Genomic DNA, 15365 nt, shown 5'->3' on the forward strand with positions numbered 1-15365 from the left:
CTACGGAATCGGCGCGTCAAGCATGCGTCTCCTCGGAGACCATGCGATCGAGGTCGTCGGCCAGTCGTGAGTACGCGGACGGCAGCCTGATGTGGCTCGGCTGCTCGCCGAGGCGCAATGCCTCGACCCACGGAAGCTCCCACAGCCGAGGCACACCTCCGGAGATCAACCGGACGAGTTCACTCAGCGGTCTCGGACGTTTTCCGGGGGCGTCGGCGATCACTACCAACCCCAGCAGCCGTACATTCGGAAGCACCCCCGCGGCCCACTGCCGGGCGGCGGCCTGAGCCGCGCAGAGCCCAGAGGCATGGCTACGTGCGACGAGCAGGACCCGGGCCCGCACCGGGGGCACGGGCATCGGCCAGTACCGTCCAGCGCTCGCACTGCGAGGGATCAGAGCCGTCAACGTGGAGACGCCGGCTCCCCCGTGACAGGAGGAGAACCAGAGGTCCGGACCGGGGCCGCTGTAACCGGCCAGCCCCAGCGGGCTCACGGGCGGTGGCGCCAGACCCGCCGGTATGACGGCCTGCGCCTGGAGCTGTCCGCCCGCGTGGCCCCTCTGCTGAGGGACGCTTACGGCCGAGGCCGACGCGTCCGGCGTGGCCTCCGCGCCATGGGCCCGGTGTGGCCCGGCGAGGTCCGCAGCTTGCATCGCTATGCCCTTCTCTGTAAAGGTAAAGAGCAACTCTGCGTTACGAGGTGGACCGTCCGTAAGCCGTGGCGATCGTCAACCGCTGGGCGCGAAGAAGACGACCGGTGTCGCCCTGGCCCTGAGTCACCTCGGCTTCAGCGGGAGCAGCTTTTTCCAGCGGCTCATCCCCGACAGGCCGCCCTCCGGCACGGCGAACACCGGATCATCGCTGACCGCCCCCAGGATCTCCTGAAGTGTCCGCTCAAGCTCCGATCCCATGCGCACGCTCGTCAGCCGGCGAGTGTTGACGGCTCGCATCCATCCCTCGTCCTCGGGGATCAGACCGGCGAAACGCCAGCCGCCCAACTGGTTCATGACCTCCTCAGGCCCGCACTCCACATCGGGTCTCGCCCGGTTGACGATCATGAAGATCTTCTCGGGAGAGATCTCGCCGCCCTCCTGATGCCCGGGCTCGGTGATGGCCGCCAGCCAGGAACGGACGGCCTCCAGCGTCACCCGGTCGGGCTCGACGGGCACCAGGATCGCGTCGGCCTCAGGGAGGGTCGGGTCGACGAACGTCCCATGGCGCGGCTCGGCGACCGGCGTGTCGATGAACACGAAGTCGAACGTCTGGCGCAGCACGGTGAGAATCCGGCGGTACAGCCCGTTGATCACGGAGAGGTCGACGCTGAGGGCGTCCGACGGGGCGAGCAGCGCGTAGAGGCCGACCTCGGGGATGTTCGCGAGGTTCTCGCGTACCGCCTGCGCCGAAGACGTCCAGGGCGCCTGTAGCAGATCCAGGATGGTCGGCGCCCCGAGGCTGAGGTACTGGGCCATGTCGGCCCGTCGGAAGTTGGCGTCGACCACCACGGCGGACCCCGCCCGGCCCGCGTCTCGCAGCAGCCTGGCGGCGTGCACCGCGAGGTTCACGGTCGTGCTGGTCTTGCCGACCCCGCCTTTCGCCGAGGTGATCGCGATGATCCCGCCTCGTCTGACGGGACCGCCCGCCGGAGCGTATGGGGCTGCGGGCGCAGCGGCCCCGGTGTTCGCAGGCGGGGTCTCCGGCCATACCCGCCGCCCGGTGGAGCTCACCGGGACAGAGCGGTGACTCACCGGGACAGAGCGAGGACTCGGCGGCGCAGGGGGCGGGCCGCCCGGCGGAAGGGGAGGGCTCGGCGGGGCAGGGCGGGGGCTGACGGGGGTGGGGCGAGGAACCGCGCTGTCGCCCATCGATGGCTGCGGCCAGGCCTGAGGTCCGGGGTGCGGTCCTGCCGGTGGTCCGGGGGGCGTCCAGGGCTCCGCCGGCGGCTCGGGCTGGAGTTCCGGCTCGGGCTCCGGCTCGACGACGCCGAGCGTCACCAGCAGCTCCGCCATGTTCATCTGCTTCGCGGCCATGACCACCTTCGGGTCGAAGACGTCGCCGCGTTCGGTGAAGAACACGTGGACGAGAACGGTGTACCCGTTCCGGACCAGGCCGTTGGCCAGTACGGCGACTTCCGCGCCAGGAACGTCCTCGGTGAATCCCGGTGCGAACACGAAAGCCACGGGAGAGCCCACTTTGCCGCTCTTGGAGAGATCCCGAAGCTCCGAGGCGGAGGTGACGTCGAACACGACCGGGAACCGTCCCGTGTCCCGGAGTTTCTCCGCGACGCCCGGGTGTCCCGCTACGACGAGGGTCGGCGCAGTAGCCATCACAGGTTTTCCTCAGCGCTCTGGTTGTCGGCCGACCGAGCCCGGCCGGTCCTCCTGAAGCGGACAGTCCGGGAAAGCGGCGCCGCCGCCAGCACCGGCCGGCCGATGCCGACACCGCCACGTGGACGTCCGTACGCGTAGCGCACCTTGGCCGGGCGAGGAAGTCCCCGCTGGCCAGGGGAAAACCGGCGACGGTGTGTGCCGGGTTACGTTCGGTGAGTTACCTCTATCTATCCCAAAATCAACATAAACACACCAGAACATCAATTTTTTATCAACAAGTTGGGTGATGAGGTGTTCTTCCGGACAATCGCTGTTGGCTTGCAGGATGCTCTCACCTGCAACTTCCCGCCGCCTCGGCGGAGCCCCCGCCGACGTGGTTCCGGTGACGGTCTCCCGGCGGCCGGTATGACTGTGCGCTAACGCTTCGCGATTGGGTCGAATTCGGACGGAATGCGTTCGCCGAGGGACGGACGGAGTTCGTCCATCAGGGGGCGAACGCGGTGTGGGGGGACAGATATGCACATCGTGCAGCCGGGCGATGACGAGCGTCCCGACATCCAGGATCACCGCAGCCGCAACAGCGAATTGTTCGGCCGCCGCAAGCGCCTCCATGAGCGACTCGAGACCTTGCGCGCCGAGATCGTCGCGGGTGGGGCCGACGTGGCCGCGGAGCTCGAGTTGCGTGTGGTGGAGCGCGAGTACGAGGACCTCACGTACGAGATCATGACGGCCAATTACGGCCTCGTGCGCCGCTACGTCGCGACGTTCACCACCAAGGGCACTGAACATCGGGAGGATTTCGAGAGCGCCGGAAAGGTCGGTCTGCTGTGGGCGATCTCCTCCTACGACCCGGCGCAGGGCCCGTTCTCGAGCTGGGCCTTCAAGCCGATCCAGCGGGAGGTCCTGCGTGCCGTACGCGACGCCGACCACCCGAACCTCAACCCCACTGACTTCGAGAAACGGCCTGCCGTCCTCGCCGCCGCCCGGGATTTCATCGAGGCGTCCGGGCCGGACGTTCCACTCGACTACGCCGACATCGCCCGGCGTGCCGCGGTGACTGAGGGGCAGGCGCGCCGCGTCCTGGACGCGCCGCGGCTGGACAGCCTGCAGGCGTCGAGCGCGGGTCACGACGGCGATGAGACGTCGTGGGCGGAGCGGCTGGCCGATTCGGCGGCGAGCGTGGAGGAGGAGGTGCTTCTCCGCTTCGACCTGCGCGCACTCAGCGTCCAGGGGCTGCCGATGCTCGACGCCCGCGAACGGTATGTGCTGAGCCGCAGGTTCGGGCTGGACGGAGAGCCGGAAGAGTCACTCCGGATCATCGGAGACCGGCTCGGCCTGTCCCGCGAGGGCGTGCGGCAGATTCAGCAGAGGGCGCTGGGCAAGCTCTACGAGCCTTTCGCGGACACGGCCTGAGGCGTCGCGACGGATGTGCCGCGCCAGGCGGTCGCGGCCTTCCTCGGGAGCGGCCGCCGGTCTCCCGAATCAGACCGTTTCCCGGCGAACCGCCTTAACCTCCGTGCACGCCGCGTTAACGATGGCGGAAGAAATATGCGGGTCCTCCATCCGCCGGGACAGTCAGACATGTGACCTCCGAACCCATGCACACGCTGGCCGACTACGCGCTCGCCATCCGCATCGAGGGCTCGCCACCGGTACCGGAGGGTGTCAAGACGGTCGATCTCATCCCGGGTGACGGCGACGTCATCTCCTCGACCATCGGCGCCCTGCGGAGCAGCGAACTCACCCCTGCCGACTTCCGGTCCCAGGCGATTTTCCTCGCACCGACGGGCCGCCACGGCCTCGTGGCGTACGCGGCCCTGTGCGGCTTCGCCGGGCGGCGGATCGACGCGTACGCCGACGGGGTGATCCTGGAGTTCTCCCGGCTCGACCACGATGGCGGGTTGTTCCCCGACGCCGGTAGGCCCGATGAGGCCCTCGCCTGGGCGCAGGTCGGGGAGCCGTTCGCCGACGGCGTCCGCTGCGTGTCGCTGGGGCCCGGTCAACCGGGACTCGTCAGCCGGGAGGCCGCGACCGTGATCCGGTACGCGGCACGGCTCCGTATGGTCCCACCCGACTCGACCCGGGACTCGCTCGCCATGTTCGCCCTCGTCGCGGCGCTTCGGAGGCGGTCCGATGACCGTTTCCCCTTCCTGTCCACCGGCGAGGAGCCCGTTCCGGTCGCCGAGGACGATGCCGATCAGGGGATCGACCTGGAGAAGATCCGGCGAGAGGCGATCCGGTACCGGCGGGAGCTCCGGCTCGAGCGGGGACGAGGCGCCGGGGCGATGGCGCCGCCGTCCGGCTCTCCCCACGACGAACGGATCCTCGAAGCGGACACGGTGGACATCCGTACGCTGCTGCGCCGGCTCGGTTCGTCGTCCGACGGACCGGATCAGAGCACGTGGCGATGCCCGCGTCCGCACCGGCACGGGAACGGCGGGGAGGGCGCGTCGATGAACGTGTACGCCGACAACCGCGCGCGGTGTCCTCAATGCGACGCCGAGAAGCTCGGCCCGATCAGGCTGGCCCTCGACGTGCTGGACATCACCCCGGACGAGGCGGCGTGTTTCATCCTGGACTCCGACCGCGTCGTCGACATGTGCGCCGTCCGGGCGGACGTGTGAACAGGGGAACTCGCGGAGAGAGCGCGTTGCCGCTCTCCACGGACGGCCTGCTGGGGATGGCGGTGGTCGTGGTCGACGACGTGGACACGGTCCTGATCCATCGCAGTGTGCTGAACCGGGTGGCGGAGATCGCCTTCCGGCTGGGCTGTTACGGCGCGATCCCGCTCGGCCGCAGACCGGTCTCACTCAGCGGTACGCAGGTGTCGTGGCTCCGCCGTGATCTGGACCAGGTCATGGCCTTCGCCGACGCCACTTTGCGGACCGGGTGGGAACTCTGGGAACTCGCCGCCGCGCCGGCGGACGAGCCGGTTCCGGTCCTGGACGCGCCGCACGGCAGGGTCTGGGTCGATCCGGCACGCGGTTTCGAGCTGCGCGGGACGGGCGGCGGCCCGCAGCGGACCGCCGTGTGGGAGCAACCGTCCGGGACGGCGCGCCGGGTGGCGCTGAGCCGCCTCATCGCTCCACTGTCCGGAGCCGCCGCGCGCGCCCAGGTCCTGGAGATCCACGAGTACGACGCGTGAGCCGTGACGAGTCGCCCCCGACCCGGCACCGGGGGAGGGGGCGACTCGCGACGCCTCACCGATGGGGAAGGCCGGGAACCAGCTTCTCGGGCGCCGCGGACCTGCCCCGCACGCCGAACTCCACGGCGGCCTCGAATTGGGTCTCCGGGTTGGCGATCAGAGCTCCGATCTGTCCCAGCGCCACCATCCGCTCGGCGTGCGCGCCGGGGCGTACTCCGACCACGTAGTCGGCGTCCAGCGGGCTCTCCGCCGTGACACACCAGGTGGGCAAGGCCGCGTACGGGCCTTCGAAGACCCGGCTGCCGTGCGGCAGCAGCGCCGTGAAGGAACGCATGATGACCGGAGCGGCGGGCCCGGCCAGGACCACCGACCGGGTCCGCTCCAGCGCCGTTCTGACCTCGGCGAGCTGTTCGTCGGTGACGATTCCGGCGGCGACGAGAGTGGCCAGCGCCGGTCCCGTCCGCCGACGGCGCCTGACCACCACCGACTCGCCGATGTAGGTGATCACCGCTCCCGGCTCCTCGCGTGCGGCGGCGACCGCCCGGTGCGCCATGGCGAGGCTGCTGAAGCCGGGAACCTGGTAGACGCCGAGCGTCCCGCACACATTCACCTGCGTCCCGCGAATGTGAATCTCGTCCACACGGTCGTCCCGCCAGAGATGACCGAACTTCTGCACGTCGTCCAACAGGGTCGGGTCCCCGGCCGTGTCCGCGTGCCCCTGCGGTGCCTCGGCCGCGGACGACGAGCCGCGCCGGTCCGCGGCGGAGTGCTCGATCACGTCCTGTGCCCGCGCTCGTGGCGCCGGCGGCGTCATCCGCGCCTCGGACACCCGCCCGCTCACGGCGACGTGGGAACGAGGCTGCTCCGCGCCCGGGAACGGCGGGGGCGGTGCCTGGGGAGGCCACATCGGCTCATCGGCCGACGCCGACTCCGGCGCGGGCGCGGAGCCGTCCCGGGCGGCCGGCGCCGTCTCCGAAGCCGGTGCCGGGACCGCGTCGTCGTCCGGGGAACCGGCCTCACCGGTGAACATCGACGCCCAGTCCCGTACGGTGGCCTCCAGGTCGAGTTCGGCCCGCTCGGCGGGCGTGGCCTCGGGTACGGCGGGAGTCCGCGCCGAGCCCCCGGGGCCGGATGAGACCTGGCGTTCCGGCGTCGAGGAGGCCTCCGCGTCGCGGTGGTCCGACGCTTCGTCCCCGACGCCGAGGGCACTCCAAAAGTCCGTTGCCGGGGTGGGGCGCTGCGTTGCTGACATGGGGGCGAATCCTTCCGCGTAAGAGCGTGACGGTAGCGGTTGATCACTTGACGGGGAGGCCGAGGATTCTCCTGCGCCGGCCCATGCCGCCGTTCGGTGATCTCATGGCCGTGGCGAACGCCGGGTCCTCGGCGGCGACCCACAGGATGCTGCTGAGGACCGCGTCCAGCTCCGGGTCGCCGTTGAGCGCGATCAGCCTGCCGCCGTTCACGGTGCGCATCCACTCGCGGTCCTGGGGAATCATCCCGGCGAACCGCCAGCCGGGCATGATGTCCATGACCTCCTTCGGGCCGCAGCCCACGTCGCCCCGGGCCCGGTTGAGGATGAGCGACACCTTCTCTGGAGCGACACCACCACCGCGCGAGGACCGCGGCATGGTGATCGTCTTCAGCCAGGAGTGGACGATCTCCAGAGTCGGCCGGTTGGGTTCGACCGGGACCAGGATCGCGTCCGCCGCAGGCAAGACCAGGTCGGCGAGCGTCGTGTGATGAGGTTCGGCGACCGGAGTGTCGACGAACACGAAGTCGAACATCTGGCGCAGCAGCGCGAGAATCCGCGGGTACGGCACGGAGCCGACCAACGCGGGATCGGCGTCGATGACCTCCGGCGGTCCGAGCAGCGTGTGCAGATCCACCTCGGGGACGTGGGCGAGATGTCGTCGCACCAGGTCCGGAGAGAGCGCTCCAGGCGCGTGGAGCAGGTCCAGGATCGTTGGAGACCTGACGTTCAGGAACCGTCCGACGTCGGCCTGCCGGATGCTGGTGTCCACCAGCACCGTCCGCCCCGGCCGGCCGGCCGCCCGCAGCGACCGGGCGGCGTGGACCGCGAGGTTCACGATCAGGCTGGTCCTGCCCACGCCGCCCTTCGCCGCGGCGATGGCGACGACCCGTCCGCCCGCGCGAGGGGCGACGGGCGGCGGAGTCGCCGGCGGCTGCCGCAGGCCTTGACGATGGGCCGGCTGCGGCAGGACACGGGGCGGTGGGGCGTTCCGCTCGGTGACGCCGAGCAACGACAGCAGTTCCGGCGTCGGTCGCCGATGTCCGGTGATGCGCACGTTCGCGCCGAAGCGGTCGCCCCGTTCGACGAAGAAGGCGTGGACCACGACCGTGAACCCGTTGTCGGCCAGCCCGTTCGCCACGGCGGCCACACCGGCGCCGGGAACGTCCTCGGTGAAACCCGGAGCGAACACGAACGCCGTCGGGGGGTTGACCCGGCCGCTACGGGACAGCGCGCGGAGTTCGCCCGCCGAGGCGACGCTGAACACCGCGGCGAACCGGCCCGTCCCACGCAGCGCGTGCGCGACGCCCATGTCCCCCGCCACGACGAGGTTTGATGCGGTCGTATCCACAGTGCCCCGGTACTCCGATTGTCAGCCGGCCGATTCAGGTTCGGTTCCCTGATTTCGACTGTGCGGCCGTGAGCGTCTGCCGCCAGCACGAATTGGCGCGCCGCAGGTTCGGTGTCAGCCGGCCGCGTCGCGTACGACTGCCCGCGCGCACGCCCTGGCAGTCGTGCCCGTCGGTGGTCCGGACCTCCCGCAGGCCGTCGCCGGTCTCGTGGTGGAGTCCACGACGGGCATCGCGCGGGCCTGCGACCAGGCATCATTTAATTACCTCTTATTAAGAGGTATTCTGATTTCGTGGGCAATGAGGGGGTACGCCTGGCCGACGAGTTGATGTCCGTCAACGCGGCCATGCGGCGGCTCGTGCGGCGGCGGCTTCGGCAGCAGAAGCCGCCCAAGCTGCGGCCCGCGCAGGTCGAGCTGATGGCGGTCGTCGGAGCGCGGCCGGGCATCGGCGTCGCGGGCGCCGCGCGTGAGCTGCATCTCGCCGACAACTCCGTGAGCACCCTGGTCAACCAGTTGCTCGCGGCCGGGATGCTGCGCCGCGATACCGACCCCGACGACCGCCGGGCCGTACGCCTCCAGCTCACCCCGTACGCGCACCGGCGCATGGCCGACTGGCGCGACCGCCGAGCCCGGATGGTCGGTGCGCACATCGCCGAGTTGGCCGAGGAGGACCAGGCCGCGATCGCCGCCGTCCTGCCCGCGCTCGGCCGCCTCCTCACGAGCCTGCAGGACCAGCGGTCCGAGGACATCAGCCGTCCGAAGACACCAGGGGAGAACGCATGAGCGAGGAGAACTACGCGGTCGTCTGCCGAGGACTGCGGCACGCGTTCGGCGGCGCCGTGGCCGTCGACGGCATCGACCTGGACGTCGTCGAAGGGGAGATCTTCGGCCTCCTCGGGCCGAACGGCGCCGGAAAGACGACGACGATCCGGCTGATCACCACTCTCCTCCCGGCCGGGGCCGGCATGGTCGAGGTCTTCGGCCTCGACGTGGCGAGCCATCGGATGGCGGTCCGCCGCACGATCGGCTACCTGCCCCAGCAGCTGTCCGCCGACGGCTCCCTGACCGGACGCGAGAACGTCGAGCTGTTCGCCCGCCTCTTCGACGTGCCGCGGGGCGAGCGGAAGGAACGCGTCCGCGAGGTGCTGTCCGCCGTGGGGCTGGAGGACGCGGCCGAGCGGCGCGCGCAGACCTACTCCGGCGGCATGATCCGCCGGCTGGAGCTCGCCCAGGCGCTGATCAGTTCCCCGCGGCTCCTCATCCTCGACGAGCCGACGATCGGCCTGGACCCGGTGGCGCGCGACGGCGTCTGGGAGCGCATCCAGGAGGTACGCCGGGCGACCGGCATGACCGTGCTGGTGACCACGCACTACATGGACGAGGCCGACCAGTACTGCAACCGGATCGCGCTCATGCACCGCGGCCGGATCCGCGCCCTGGGCACCCCGGCCGAGCTCAAGTCCGGCCTCGAACCGGGCGCCACCCTCGAGGAGGTGTTCCGCGCCTACACCGGTGACCAACTCGAAGAATCAGGAGACTTCCGTGACGCACGCCGCACCCGCCGTACCGCCAGCCGGCTCGGCTGACGTCCCGCCCGCCTGGACCACCTGGCGCCTCCTGCCGGCCCGGGTGGTGGCGATGTGCATCGTCGAGCTGCAGAAGATCCGCCACGACCGCACGGAGCTGTACACCCGGGCGATCCAGCCCGCCCTGTGGCTGCTGATCTTCGGCGAGACGTTCTCGCGCCTCCGGGCCATCCCGACCGGGAAGGTGCCCTACCTGGACTACCTGGCGCCGGGCATCCTCGCCCAGTCGACGCTGTTCATCGCGATCTTCTACGGCATTCAGATCATCTGGGATCGGGACGCCGGCGTCCTGGCCAAGCTCCTCGTCACGCCGACGCCGCGCGCCGCGCTGATCACGGGGAAGGCGTTCGCGGCGGGCACCCGGGCGCTCACCCAGGCCGTGGCCATCCTCCTGCTGTCGGCGATCCTCGGCGTGACGCTGACTTTGAACCCGCTGCGCTGGCTGGGCGTGGTCGTCATCGTGATGCTCGGCACGGCGTTCTTCTCCTGCCTGTCCATGACGATCGCCGGCCTGGCCATGTCCCGCGACCGCCTGATGGGCATCGGGCAGGCGATCACGATGCCGCTGTTCTTCGGCTCCAACGCCCTGTACCCGGTCGACCTGATGCCGACGTGGCTGCGCGTGATCAGCCACGTCAACCCGCTCAGCTACGAGGTCGACGCCCTCCGGCACCTGCTCATCGGCACGCCGGGCCACCTGCTCCTGGACATCGGCGTCCTCGTGGTGGCCGCCGCGGCGGGCATCACGGCCGCGTCCGGGCTGCTCGGCCGCCTGGTCCGCTGACCGGTCACCGTTCGGTCGACGCCCCCGCGAGGAAGAGGGCGATCGCGTCGTCGATGAGCGCCTCGCTCTGCGGCGCCGTGATCCGCCGTGACGTGACGAGCGCTGAGATGCCCTGAACGGTCGCGGCCAGCACCAGCGTCAGCCGGCCGACGTCGCCCGCGTCGTACGCGCCTGCTTCGACACCCGCGCCCATGATGCCGGTCATGGTGTCGAACAGGCGCTCCGCGGCGTTTCGGACCGCCTCCGAGGGGTCGTCCACCTTCGCCGTGAACATGAGGTCGAGCAGCACTACGTCGTGCTCATGCGGCATGTGTCGCCCATCCCCGACACGCTGTCCTTCGAGCAGGCGGCCGTGCTGCCGCTGACGCTCTCGACCGCGGCGACCGGCATGTTCCAGCAGGACCACCTCGGGCTGGCGATGCCCGGCGCCGACCCCGCCGACCGGCCGGAGACGGTGCTCGTGTGGGGCGGTTCGACGAGCGTCGGGAGCAACGCGATCCGGCTCGCCCGCAACGCCGGCTACCGGGTCGTGGCGACCGCGTCACCGCACAACTTCGACTACCTCCGCTCGCTGGGCGCGGCCGAGGTGGCCGGCCGCCGCGGCCCCGCCGCCGTCGACGAGATCGTGGACCGGATCGGCGACAGCCCGCTCGCCGGCACGCTCGCGATCGGAAACGGGTCGCTCGTGCCGGCGGTCAAGATCGCGGCCCGCACCGCGGGCAGCAAGCGCGTCACGTCGGCGCAGCCCGGGTGGGTCACGCGCCTCCGGTCCCCGCGGGCACGGCGGCCCGGAGTGCGGGTGAGCGGGATCTGGGGCGGCACGCTGAAGGACAACGAGGTCGGCCCGGCGATCTACGGTGACTTCCTCCCGGCCGCGCTCACGTCCGGCGCCTATCGCGCCGCACCGGACGAGACCGTCGTCGGCGTCGGACTCGATCGCATCCCCGACGCGCTGCGGCGGCTCCGAGGCGGCGTCTCCGCGAAGAAACTCGTCGTCACCGTCTGACCCCGCGCGGACGCCCAGGCCCTGGACGAGTGACTCCTCATCGATCACGCTGTCGGCGAATGTCTGCGTGCATGCGAAGAGGGTGTCCAAGGCCGGTTTGAGGAGACAGGCATGGACACCCTCGTGATCGCGCTCCAGGTAAAGCTCGACGACTGTGCCGTCCGTATGGGGCCTCTGCCCGGGCAGCCCGTCAGCCGGTCCCTGCCCGCCTACGACCGCTAACCGTAACCCGATCCGGATTAGTCGGGTTCAGTCGCCTACCTGACCATCGATGAGCTCGCGGATGATGTCGATGTGCCCGTTGTGCCGGGCGTTCTCCTCGATGAGGTGCATGATCACCCAGCCCAGAGTGACCGGCTCGCCGGTCTCGCGGGCCTTCCAGATGGTCTTGGTGTCGAGGTCCATGCCGGCGATGATCTCGTTGTAGCGAGCGGACTGGGCCTGATAGTCGGCCAGTATGTCGGACAGCGGCCGGTCGAGCTCGTAGTGGAACTCCCGGTCCGGGTCCTGCGGGTCGGTCCAGGGGTGATCGGCCGTCTCGCCGAGGAGACGCTCCTCGATCCAGGACCACTCCACCCACCGCAGATGGCTGACCAGGCCCGATATCGACATTATCGGCGAAGTCGGCAACGGCGTCCTGCGGGCGTCCGCGTCGGAGAGCCCTTCGCATTTATAGGCAGTGGTGGCCCGGGTGTAGTCGAGGAGCGTCATGAGCAGGCTGCGCTGGTCGAACGCGCGCGGCAGGTCGGTTCTGGTCTGCATCCCATAACAACTACCGGGTATCCCGCGGCTGGCAAGTCAAATAATCGTCTCCGCCAGGCCACCCGGCCTCTCCAGGGCGCCGCGACGGCAGGGGCGTGTGCAGGCCCATTCGTTGGTCAGGGTGCGGTGGAGGCGTTCGGCTTTGCCGTACGCGACGGTGGTTCCTCTGTGCTCGTCTGCCAGGGACCTGAGTCCCGACTCGGAGACTAGGCGGACTCGCGGACGATGAGGTCGGTGGAGAGAATCACCGGGTCGGGTGGGGGCTCCGAGCTCAGCAGCATCCGTACGATGCAGGCCGCGACCTCGGCGACCGGCTGGCGGACGGTGGTGAGCGGAGGTTCGCTGAACCTCGCCAGGGCGATGTCGTCGAAGCCGGCCACCGCGACGTCGTCCGGCACCCGGCGGCCCGCGGCGCGCAGGGCGCTGAGTGCTCCGACGGCCATCAGGTCCGAGGCGGCGAAGACCGCGTCGATCTCGGGCTCGTCGGCCAGCAGCCGCCGCATCGCGGTCGCGCCCGACTCGCGGGTGAAGTCGCCCATCGCCACGATCGACCGCGCGCCGGTGGCCGCCATGGCGTCGCGGTAGCCGTCGAGCCGGTCCTGCGCGGCGGTCATGTCCGGTGGGCCGGCGATGGTGGCGATGTGCCGGCGGCCACGGGAGAGCAGGTGTTCGACGGCGGCGCGGGCGCCCCCGCGGTTGTCGCAGTCGCAGTACGGCACCGGCAGCGAGGCGACCGGGCGGCCGTGGGAGACCATCGGCACGCGCGAGCGGCCGAGCGAGGCCGGCAGCGGGTCGGCGCCGTGCATCGACAGCAGGATCACGCCGTCGACGTGGCCGCCCGCGACGTAGCGTTCGACCCGCGCGTGCCCGGCCGCCGAGGACGCCAGCATGAGGATGACCTGCCGGTCGGCGGTCTCCAGCTCCTGGCTCACCGCCCGGATGACGGCGGAGAAGAACGGGTCGTCGGAGAAGACGCGCGACGGTGGCTCGGAGACGACCAGGGCGATGGAGTCGGTGCGCCGGGTGACCAGGCTGCGGGCCGCGGAGTTCGGGACGTAGCCGAGCTCCTCGACCGCGCGCATCACCGCGGTCCGCAGGTGCGGCTTGACGTTCGCGGCGCCGTTGACGACGCGCGACACCGTCGCACGGGACACGCCGGCCCGCGCCGCCACCGCCTCCAGCGTGGGTCGCCTCATCTGGCTCCGTCCTGTCGAGAGGTCGTGTCGGGTCGACCATACGAGACGCCGTCTCCCCGCGGCCGACGGCGGAGGACCGACGACCATGCCGACACCGTACGGCGGCGGACGGCGGTCAGGACAGCCGCTCGACGATCTTCGCGAGCGCGCTGTGCAGGTGGCGGCGCTCCTCCTCGGTGAGCGTCGCGGTGGCGTGCTCCATCAGCCGCCGCCGCTCCTCCTCGATCGGCTCGCGCGCGGCCCGGCCGCGCTCGGTGAGGTGGAGCCGTACGAGCCGGCCGTCATCGGGGTCCCGCACCCGCGTGAGCAGGCCGGCCTCCTCCATGCGGGTCGCGGTGTTGACCACCGTCGGCGTGGAGAGGTGTACGCGGGAGGCCACCTCTCCGGGGGTCAGCCCGTCGCGTTCCCAGAGCGCCGCCAGCACGCGGTTCTGGCCGACGCGGACGCCGTGCCGGCTCATCGCCTCGTCGGCGGCGATGTGAATGAGCTTGTTCGCCCGGACGAACAGGTAGAGCAGATCGTCCACGCCGCCTCCCGCTCCTCCGCTCGACCTCCGGCGCCCCGACGCTACACGGATGCGGGGCGGGATCGACCGGCGGCTCACTCCCTTCGCGCCGGCGGCAAGGGTCATTTGCATGCTAGTGATCCATGTGTCTAGGGTTGTCGTTAGTGCGCTAATGACTCTAAGGACGGCGAATGATCCTCATCACCGGCGGGCTCGGCTTCATCGGCTCCCATGTCACGCGGGCCCTGCTCGATCTCGGCGAGACGTGCGTGGTCACGCGGCGCCGCACGGCACGGCTCCCGGAGTTCCTCGCCGACGAGGTCGGCGGGCGGCTCCTGGTCGAGCCGCTGGACGTCACCGACCAGGACGCGTTCCTGGCCCTGGGCAGGCGGCATACCGTCACCGGCATCGTGCACCTCGCCGGCGCCGGGATCGGTGCCGGCGGCACCCTCGACGCCCTGGCCCAGAACACGCAGGGGCTCTTCAGCGTGCTGCGCGCGGCCGAGGCCTGGGAGCTGCCTCGGGTCGGGATCGCCAGCACCATCGGCGTGTACGGGGGAGTCCCCGGCGACCGGCTCCGTGAGGACGCCCCGCTGCCGACGGCCAGCCCCCACGTGATCCCCGCGGCGAAGAAGGCCATGGAGATCCTGGCCCTGCGCGCGGCGGCCGACGCCGGCTTCGCCGTGGTGAACTTCCGCATCGCGGCGATCTGGGGCCCGCTCGGGCGGGCCGCGTCCCCCTTCTTCGCCGCGCCGCGCCTGGTCCACGCCGCCGTGAAGGGCGAGGACCCGGGCTTCCCTCCGGCGCGTACGCCCTACGCCGAGGACGGCATCGACATGTGTTACGTCAAGGACTGCGGCCGTGCCATCGCACTGCTGCAGACCGCCGGCACGCTGCGCCACGACACCTATAACGTCGGCAACGGGTACGCCACGACGAACGCCGAGGTCGCGGGCGCCATCAGGGCGGTCGTCCCGGACGCGCGCCCGGATCCGCTTGCGGGCCACGACCCCGCCGGACCGGGCGTGACCGTCTGCCTCGACACCACGCGGATCCGGGAGGACACCGGCTACCGGCCCCGCTACGACGTCGAACGCGCGGTGGCCGACTACGTCGCCTGGCTGCGCGCCGGCCACGAACGCTAGCGTCCGGAGATCGGGATGCCCTGATCCACAAGGGACGACGCGACCCGCCGGACCGGCTCCACGGCGAACGTCTCCCGGATGGAACGGTCACCAGGTCGCCGTCGGCGCCCCGGGGCGAGGGTCGGCCTCCTCGACGTGCTCGGGGATCACCTTCGGCACACCGCGGAGGGCGAACAGCGCGGCCAGGCCGGTCAGCGCGGCGAGCCCGGCGCTGCAGAACACCGCGGCGTGCATCCCGTCGACGAACGCGTGCCGCGCGGCGCCGGTGACCTCGGCTCCGAGCCGCCCGGGCAGGGCGGCGGCGACCTCC

General features: G+C 70.9%; 16 protein-coding genes and 1 pseudogene. 8 read left to right on the forward strand and 9 right to left on the reverse strand.

Features of this window, described 5'->3' with window-relative positions; all coding sequences use genetic code 11:
- Window positions 1-16: 16 nt before the first annotated feature.
- Complete coding sequence (locus tag ACFFNX_RS01350) at window positions 17-652, reverse strand: DUF6668 family protein (protein WP_378193716.1); 636 nt, start codon at window positions 650-652, stop codon at window positions 17-19.
- A gap of 123 nt (window positions 653-775) precedes the next feature.
- The gene (locus tag ACFFNX_RS01355; protein ID WP_378193720.1) at window positions 776-2323 is read right to left on the reverse strand and encodes a CpaE/TadZ family protein; all 1548 of its coding nucleotides are present in this window, start codon (window positions 2321-2323) and stop codon (window positions 776-778) included.
- Window positions 2324-2842: 519 nt separating this feature from the next.
- Between ACFFNX_RS01355 and ACFFNX_RS01360 the strand changes: the two genes are divergently transcribed.
- From ACFFNX_RS01360 to ACFFNX_RS01370, 3 genes are all read left to right on the forward strand, one after another.
- Window positions 2843-3739 (forward strand): sigma-70 family RNA polymerase sigma factor, encoded by an 897-nt coding sequence (locus tag ACFFNX_RS01360; RefSeq protein WP_378193724.1) that lies wholly within the window; start codon window positions 2843-2845, stop codon window positions 3737-3739.
- Window positions 3740-3909: 170 nt separating this feature from the next.
- Window positions 3910-4950, forward strand: coding sequence for a hypothetical protein (locus tag ACFFNX_RS01365; protein WP_378193727.1), 1041 nt, complete (start codon window positions 3910-3912; stop codon window positions 4948-4950).
- Window positions 4951-4976: 26 nt separating this feature from the next.
- Window positions 4977-5471, forward strand: coding sequence for a hypothetical protein (locus ACFFNX_RS01370; protein WP_378193730.1), 495 nt, complete (start codon window positions 4977-4979; stop codon window positions 5469-5471).
- Window positions 5472-5526: 55 nt separating this feature from the next.
- On the opposite strand, the gene ACFFNX_RS01375 is transcribed toward ACFFNX_RS01370, so the two are convergent.
- Together ACFFNX_RS01375 and ACFFNX_RS01380 are read right to left on the reverse strand one after the other, a co-directional pair.
- Window positions 5527-6723: a hypothetical protein gene (locus tag ACFFNX_RS01375; protein WP_378193733.1), complete on the reverse strand. Its 1197-nt coding sequence runs from the start codon at window positions 6721-6723 to the stop codon at window positions 5527-5529.
- Between the two features lie 43 nt (window positions 6724-6766).
- The gene (locus ACFFNX_RS01380; RefSeq protein WP_378193736.1) at window positions 6767-8044 is read right to left on the reverse strand and encodes a CpaE/TadZ family protein; all 1278 of its coding nucleotides are present in this window, start codon (window positions 8042-8044) and stop codon (window positions 6767-6769) included.
- A gap of 318 nt (window positions 8045-8362) precedes the next feature.
- Here ACFFNX_RS01380 and ACFFNX_RS01385 point away from each other — a divergent pair, with 318 nt between their 5' ends.
- The 3 genes from ACFFNX_RS01385 to ACFFNX_RS01395 are packed head-to-tail and all read left to right on the forward strand — an operon-like array spanning window position 8363 to window position 10441.
- Window positions 8363-8854 carry a MarR family transcriptional regulator gene (locus ACFFNX_RS01385; RefSeq protein ID WP_378193739.1) on the forward strand — a complete coding sequence of 164 codons (492 nt, stop codon included), beginning with the start codon at window positions 8363-8365 and terminating at the stop codon, window positions 8852-8854.
- Window positions 8851-9657, forward strand: a complete 807-nt coding sequence (locus tag ACFFNX_RS01390) for an ABC transporter ATP-binding protein (protein WP_378193742.1) — start codon at window positions 8851-8853, stop codon at window positions 9655-9657. Before ACFFNX_RS01385 ends, ACFFNX_RS01390 begins: the two co-directional genes overlap by 4 nt.
- On the forward strand, window positions 9614-10441 hold the full coding sequence (locus ACFFNX_RS01395) for an ABC transporter permease (RefSeq protein ID WP_378193745.1): 828 nt from the start codon (window positions 9614-9616) through the stop codon (window positions 10439-10441). Before ACFFNX_RS01390 ends, ACFFNX_RS01395 begins: the two co-directional genes overlap by 44 nt.
- Before the next feature lie 4 nt (window positions 10442-10445).
- Here the strand turns inward: ACFFNX_RS01395 and ACFFNX_RS01400 are convergent, their stop codons facing one another.
- The gene (locus ACFFNX_RS01400) at window positions 10446-10751 is read right to left on the reverse strand and encodes a hypothetical protein (RefSeq protein ID WP_378193748.1); all 306 of its coding nucleotides are present in this window, start codon (window positions 10749-10751) and stop codon (window positions 10446-10448) included.
- Here ACFFNX_RS01400 and ACFFNX_RS01405 point away from each other — a divergent pair.
- The gene (locus tag ACFFNX_RS01405; protein WP_378193751.1) at window positions 10743-11447 is read left to right on the forward strand and encodes a zinc-binding alcohol dehydrogenase family protein; all 705 of its coding nucleotides are present in this window, start codon (window positions 10743-10745) and stop codon (window positions 11445-11447) included. The genes ACFFNX_RS01400 and ACFFNX_RS01405 overlap by 9 nt on opposite strands.
- Before the next feature lie 249 nt (window positions 11448-11696).
- Here ACFFNX_RS01405 and ACFFNX_RS01410 read toward each other — a convergent pair whose 3' ends face one another.
- The 3 genes from ACFFNX_RS01410 to ACFFNX_RS01420 form a co-directional block, all read right to left on the reverse strand.
- Entirely contained in the window at window positions 11697-12209 is a 513-nt protein-coding gene (locus tag ACFFNX_RS01410) for a DinB family protein (protein WP_378193754.1), read from the reverse strand.
- A gap of 206 nt (window positions 12210-12415) precedes the next feature.
- Window positions 12416-13405 (reverse strand): LacI family DNA-binding transcriptional regulator, encoded by a 990-nt coding sequence (locus tag ACFFNX_RS01415; protein WP_378193757.1) that lies wholly within the window; start codon window positions 13403-13405, stop codon window positions 12416-12418.
- Window positions 13406-13520: 115 nt separating this feature from the next.
- Complete coding sequence (locus ACFFNX_RS01420) at window positions 13521-13931, reverse strand: MarR family winged helix-turn-helix transcriptional regulator (RefSeq protein ID WP_378193760.1); 411 nt, start codon at window positions 13929-13931, stop codon at window positions 13521-13523.
- Between the two features lie 170 nt (window positions 13932-14101).
- Here ACFFNX_RS01420 and ACFFNX_RS01425 point away from each other — a divergent pair, with 170 nt between their 5' ends.
- A complete protein-coding gene (locus tag ACFFNX_RS01425; protein ID WP_378193763.1) occupies window positions 14102-15055 on the forward strand; it encodes an NAD-dependent epimerase/dehydratase family protein in 954 nt (317 codons plus the stop codon).
- An 87-nt stretch (window positions 15056-15142) separates the two neighbouring features.
- Here the strand turns inward: ACFFNX_RS01425 and ACFFNX_RS01430 are convergent.
- A pseudogene (locus tag ACFFNX_RS01430) lies at window positions 15143-15365 on the reverse strand (hypothetical protein); the annotation flags it as partial.

It is taken from the genome of Actinoallomurus acaciae (assembly GCF_042429965.1).
Classification (GTDB): Bacteria; Actinomycetota; Actinomycetes; order Streptosporangiales; family Streptosporangiaceae; genus Actinoallomurus; species Actinoallomurus acaciae.

Bases quoted from the DNA above. Each gene is read 5' to 3' on its own strand.
- ACFFNX_RS01350 (WP_378193716.1), bottom strand. From the start codon at position 652: ATGCAAGCTGCGGACCTCGCCGGGCCACACCGGGCCCATGGCGCGGAG.
- ACFFNX_RS01355 (WP_378193720.1), bottom strand. From the start codon at position 2,323: ATGGCTACTGCGCCGACCCTCGTCGTAGCGGGACACCCGGGCGTCGCG.
- ACFFNX_RS01360 (WP_378193724.1), top strand. From the start codon at position 2,843: ATGCACATCGTGCAGCCGGGCGATGACGAGCGTCCCGACATCCAGGAT.
- ACFFNX_RS01375 (WP_378193733.1), bottom strand. From the start codon at position 6,723: ATGTCAGCAACGCAGCGCCCCACCCCGGCAACGGACTTTTGGAGTGCC.
- ACFFNX_RS01390 (WP_378193742.1), top strand. From the start codon at position 8,851: ATGAGCGAGGAGAACTACGCGGTCGTCTGCCGAGGACTGCGGCACGCG.
- ACFFNX_RS01405 (WP_378193751.1), top strand. From the start codon at position 10,743: ATGCGGCATGTGTCGCCCATCCCCGACACGCTGTCCTTCGAGCAGGCG.
- ACFFNX_RS01400 (WP_378193748.1), bottom strand. From the start codon at position 10,751: ATGCCGCATGAGCACGACGTAGTGCTGCTCGACCTCATGTTCACGGCG.
- ACFFNX_RS01410 (WP_378193754.1), bottom strand. From the start codon at position 12,209: ATGCAGACCAGAACCGACCTGCCGCGCGCGTTCGACCAGCGCAGCCTG.
- ACFFNX_RS01415 (WP_378193757.1), bottom strand. From the start codon at position 13,405: ATGAGGCGACCCACGCTGGAGGCGGTGGCGGCGCGGGCCGGCGTGTCC.
- ACFFNX_RS01425 (WP_378193763.1), top strand. From the start codon at position 14,102: ATGATCCTCATCACCGGCGGGCTCGGCTTCATCGGCTCCCATGTCACG.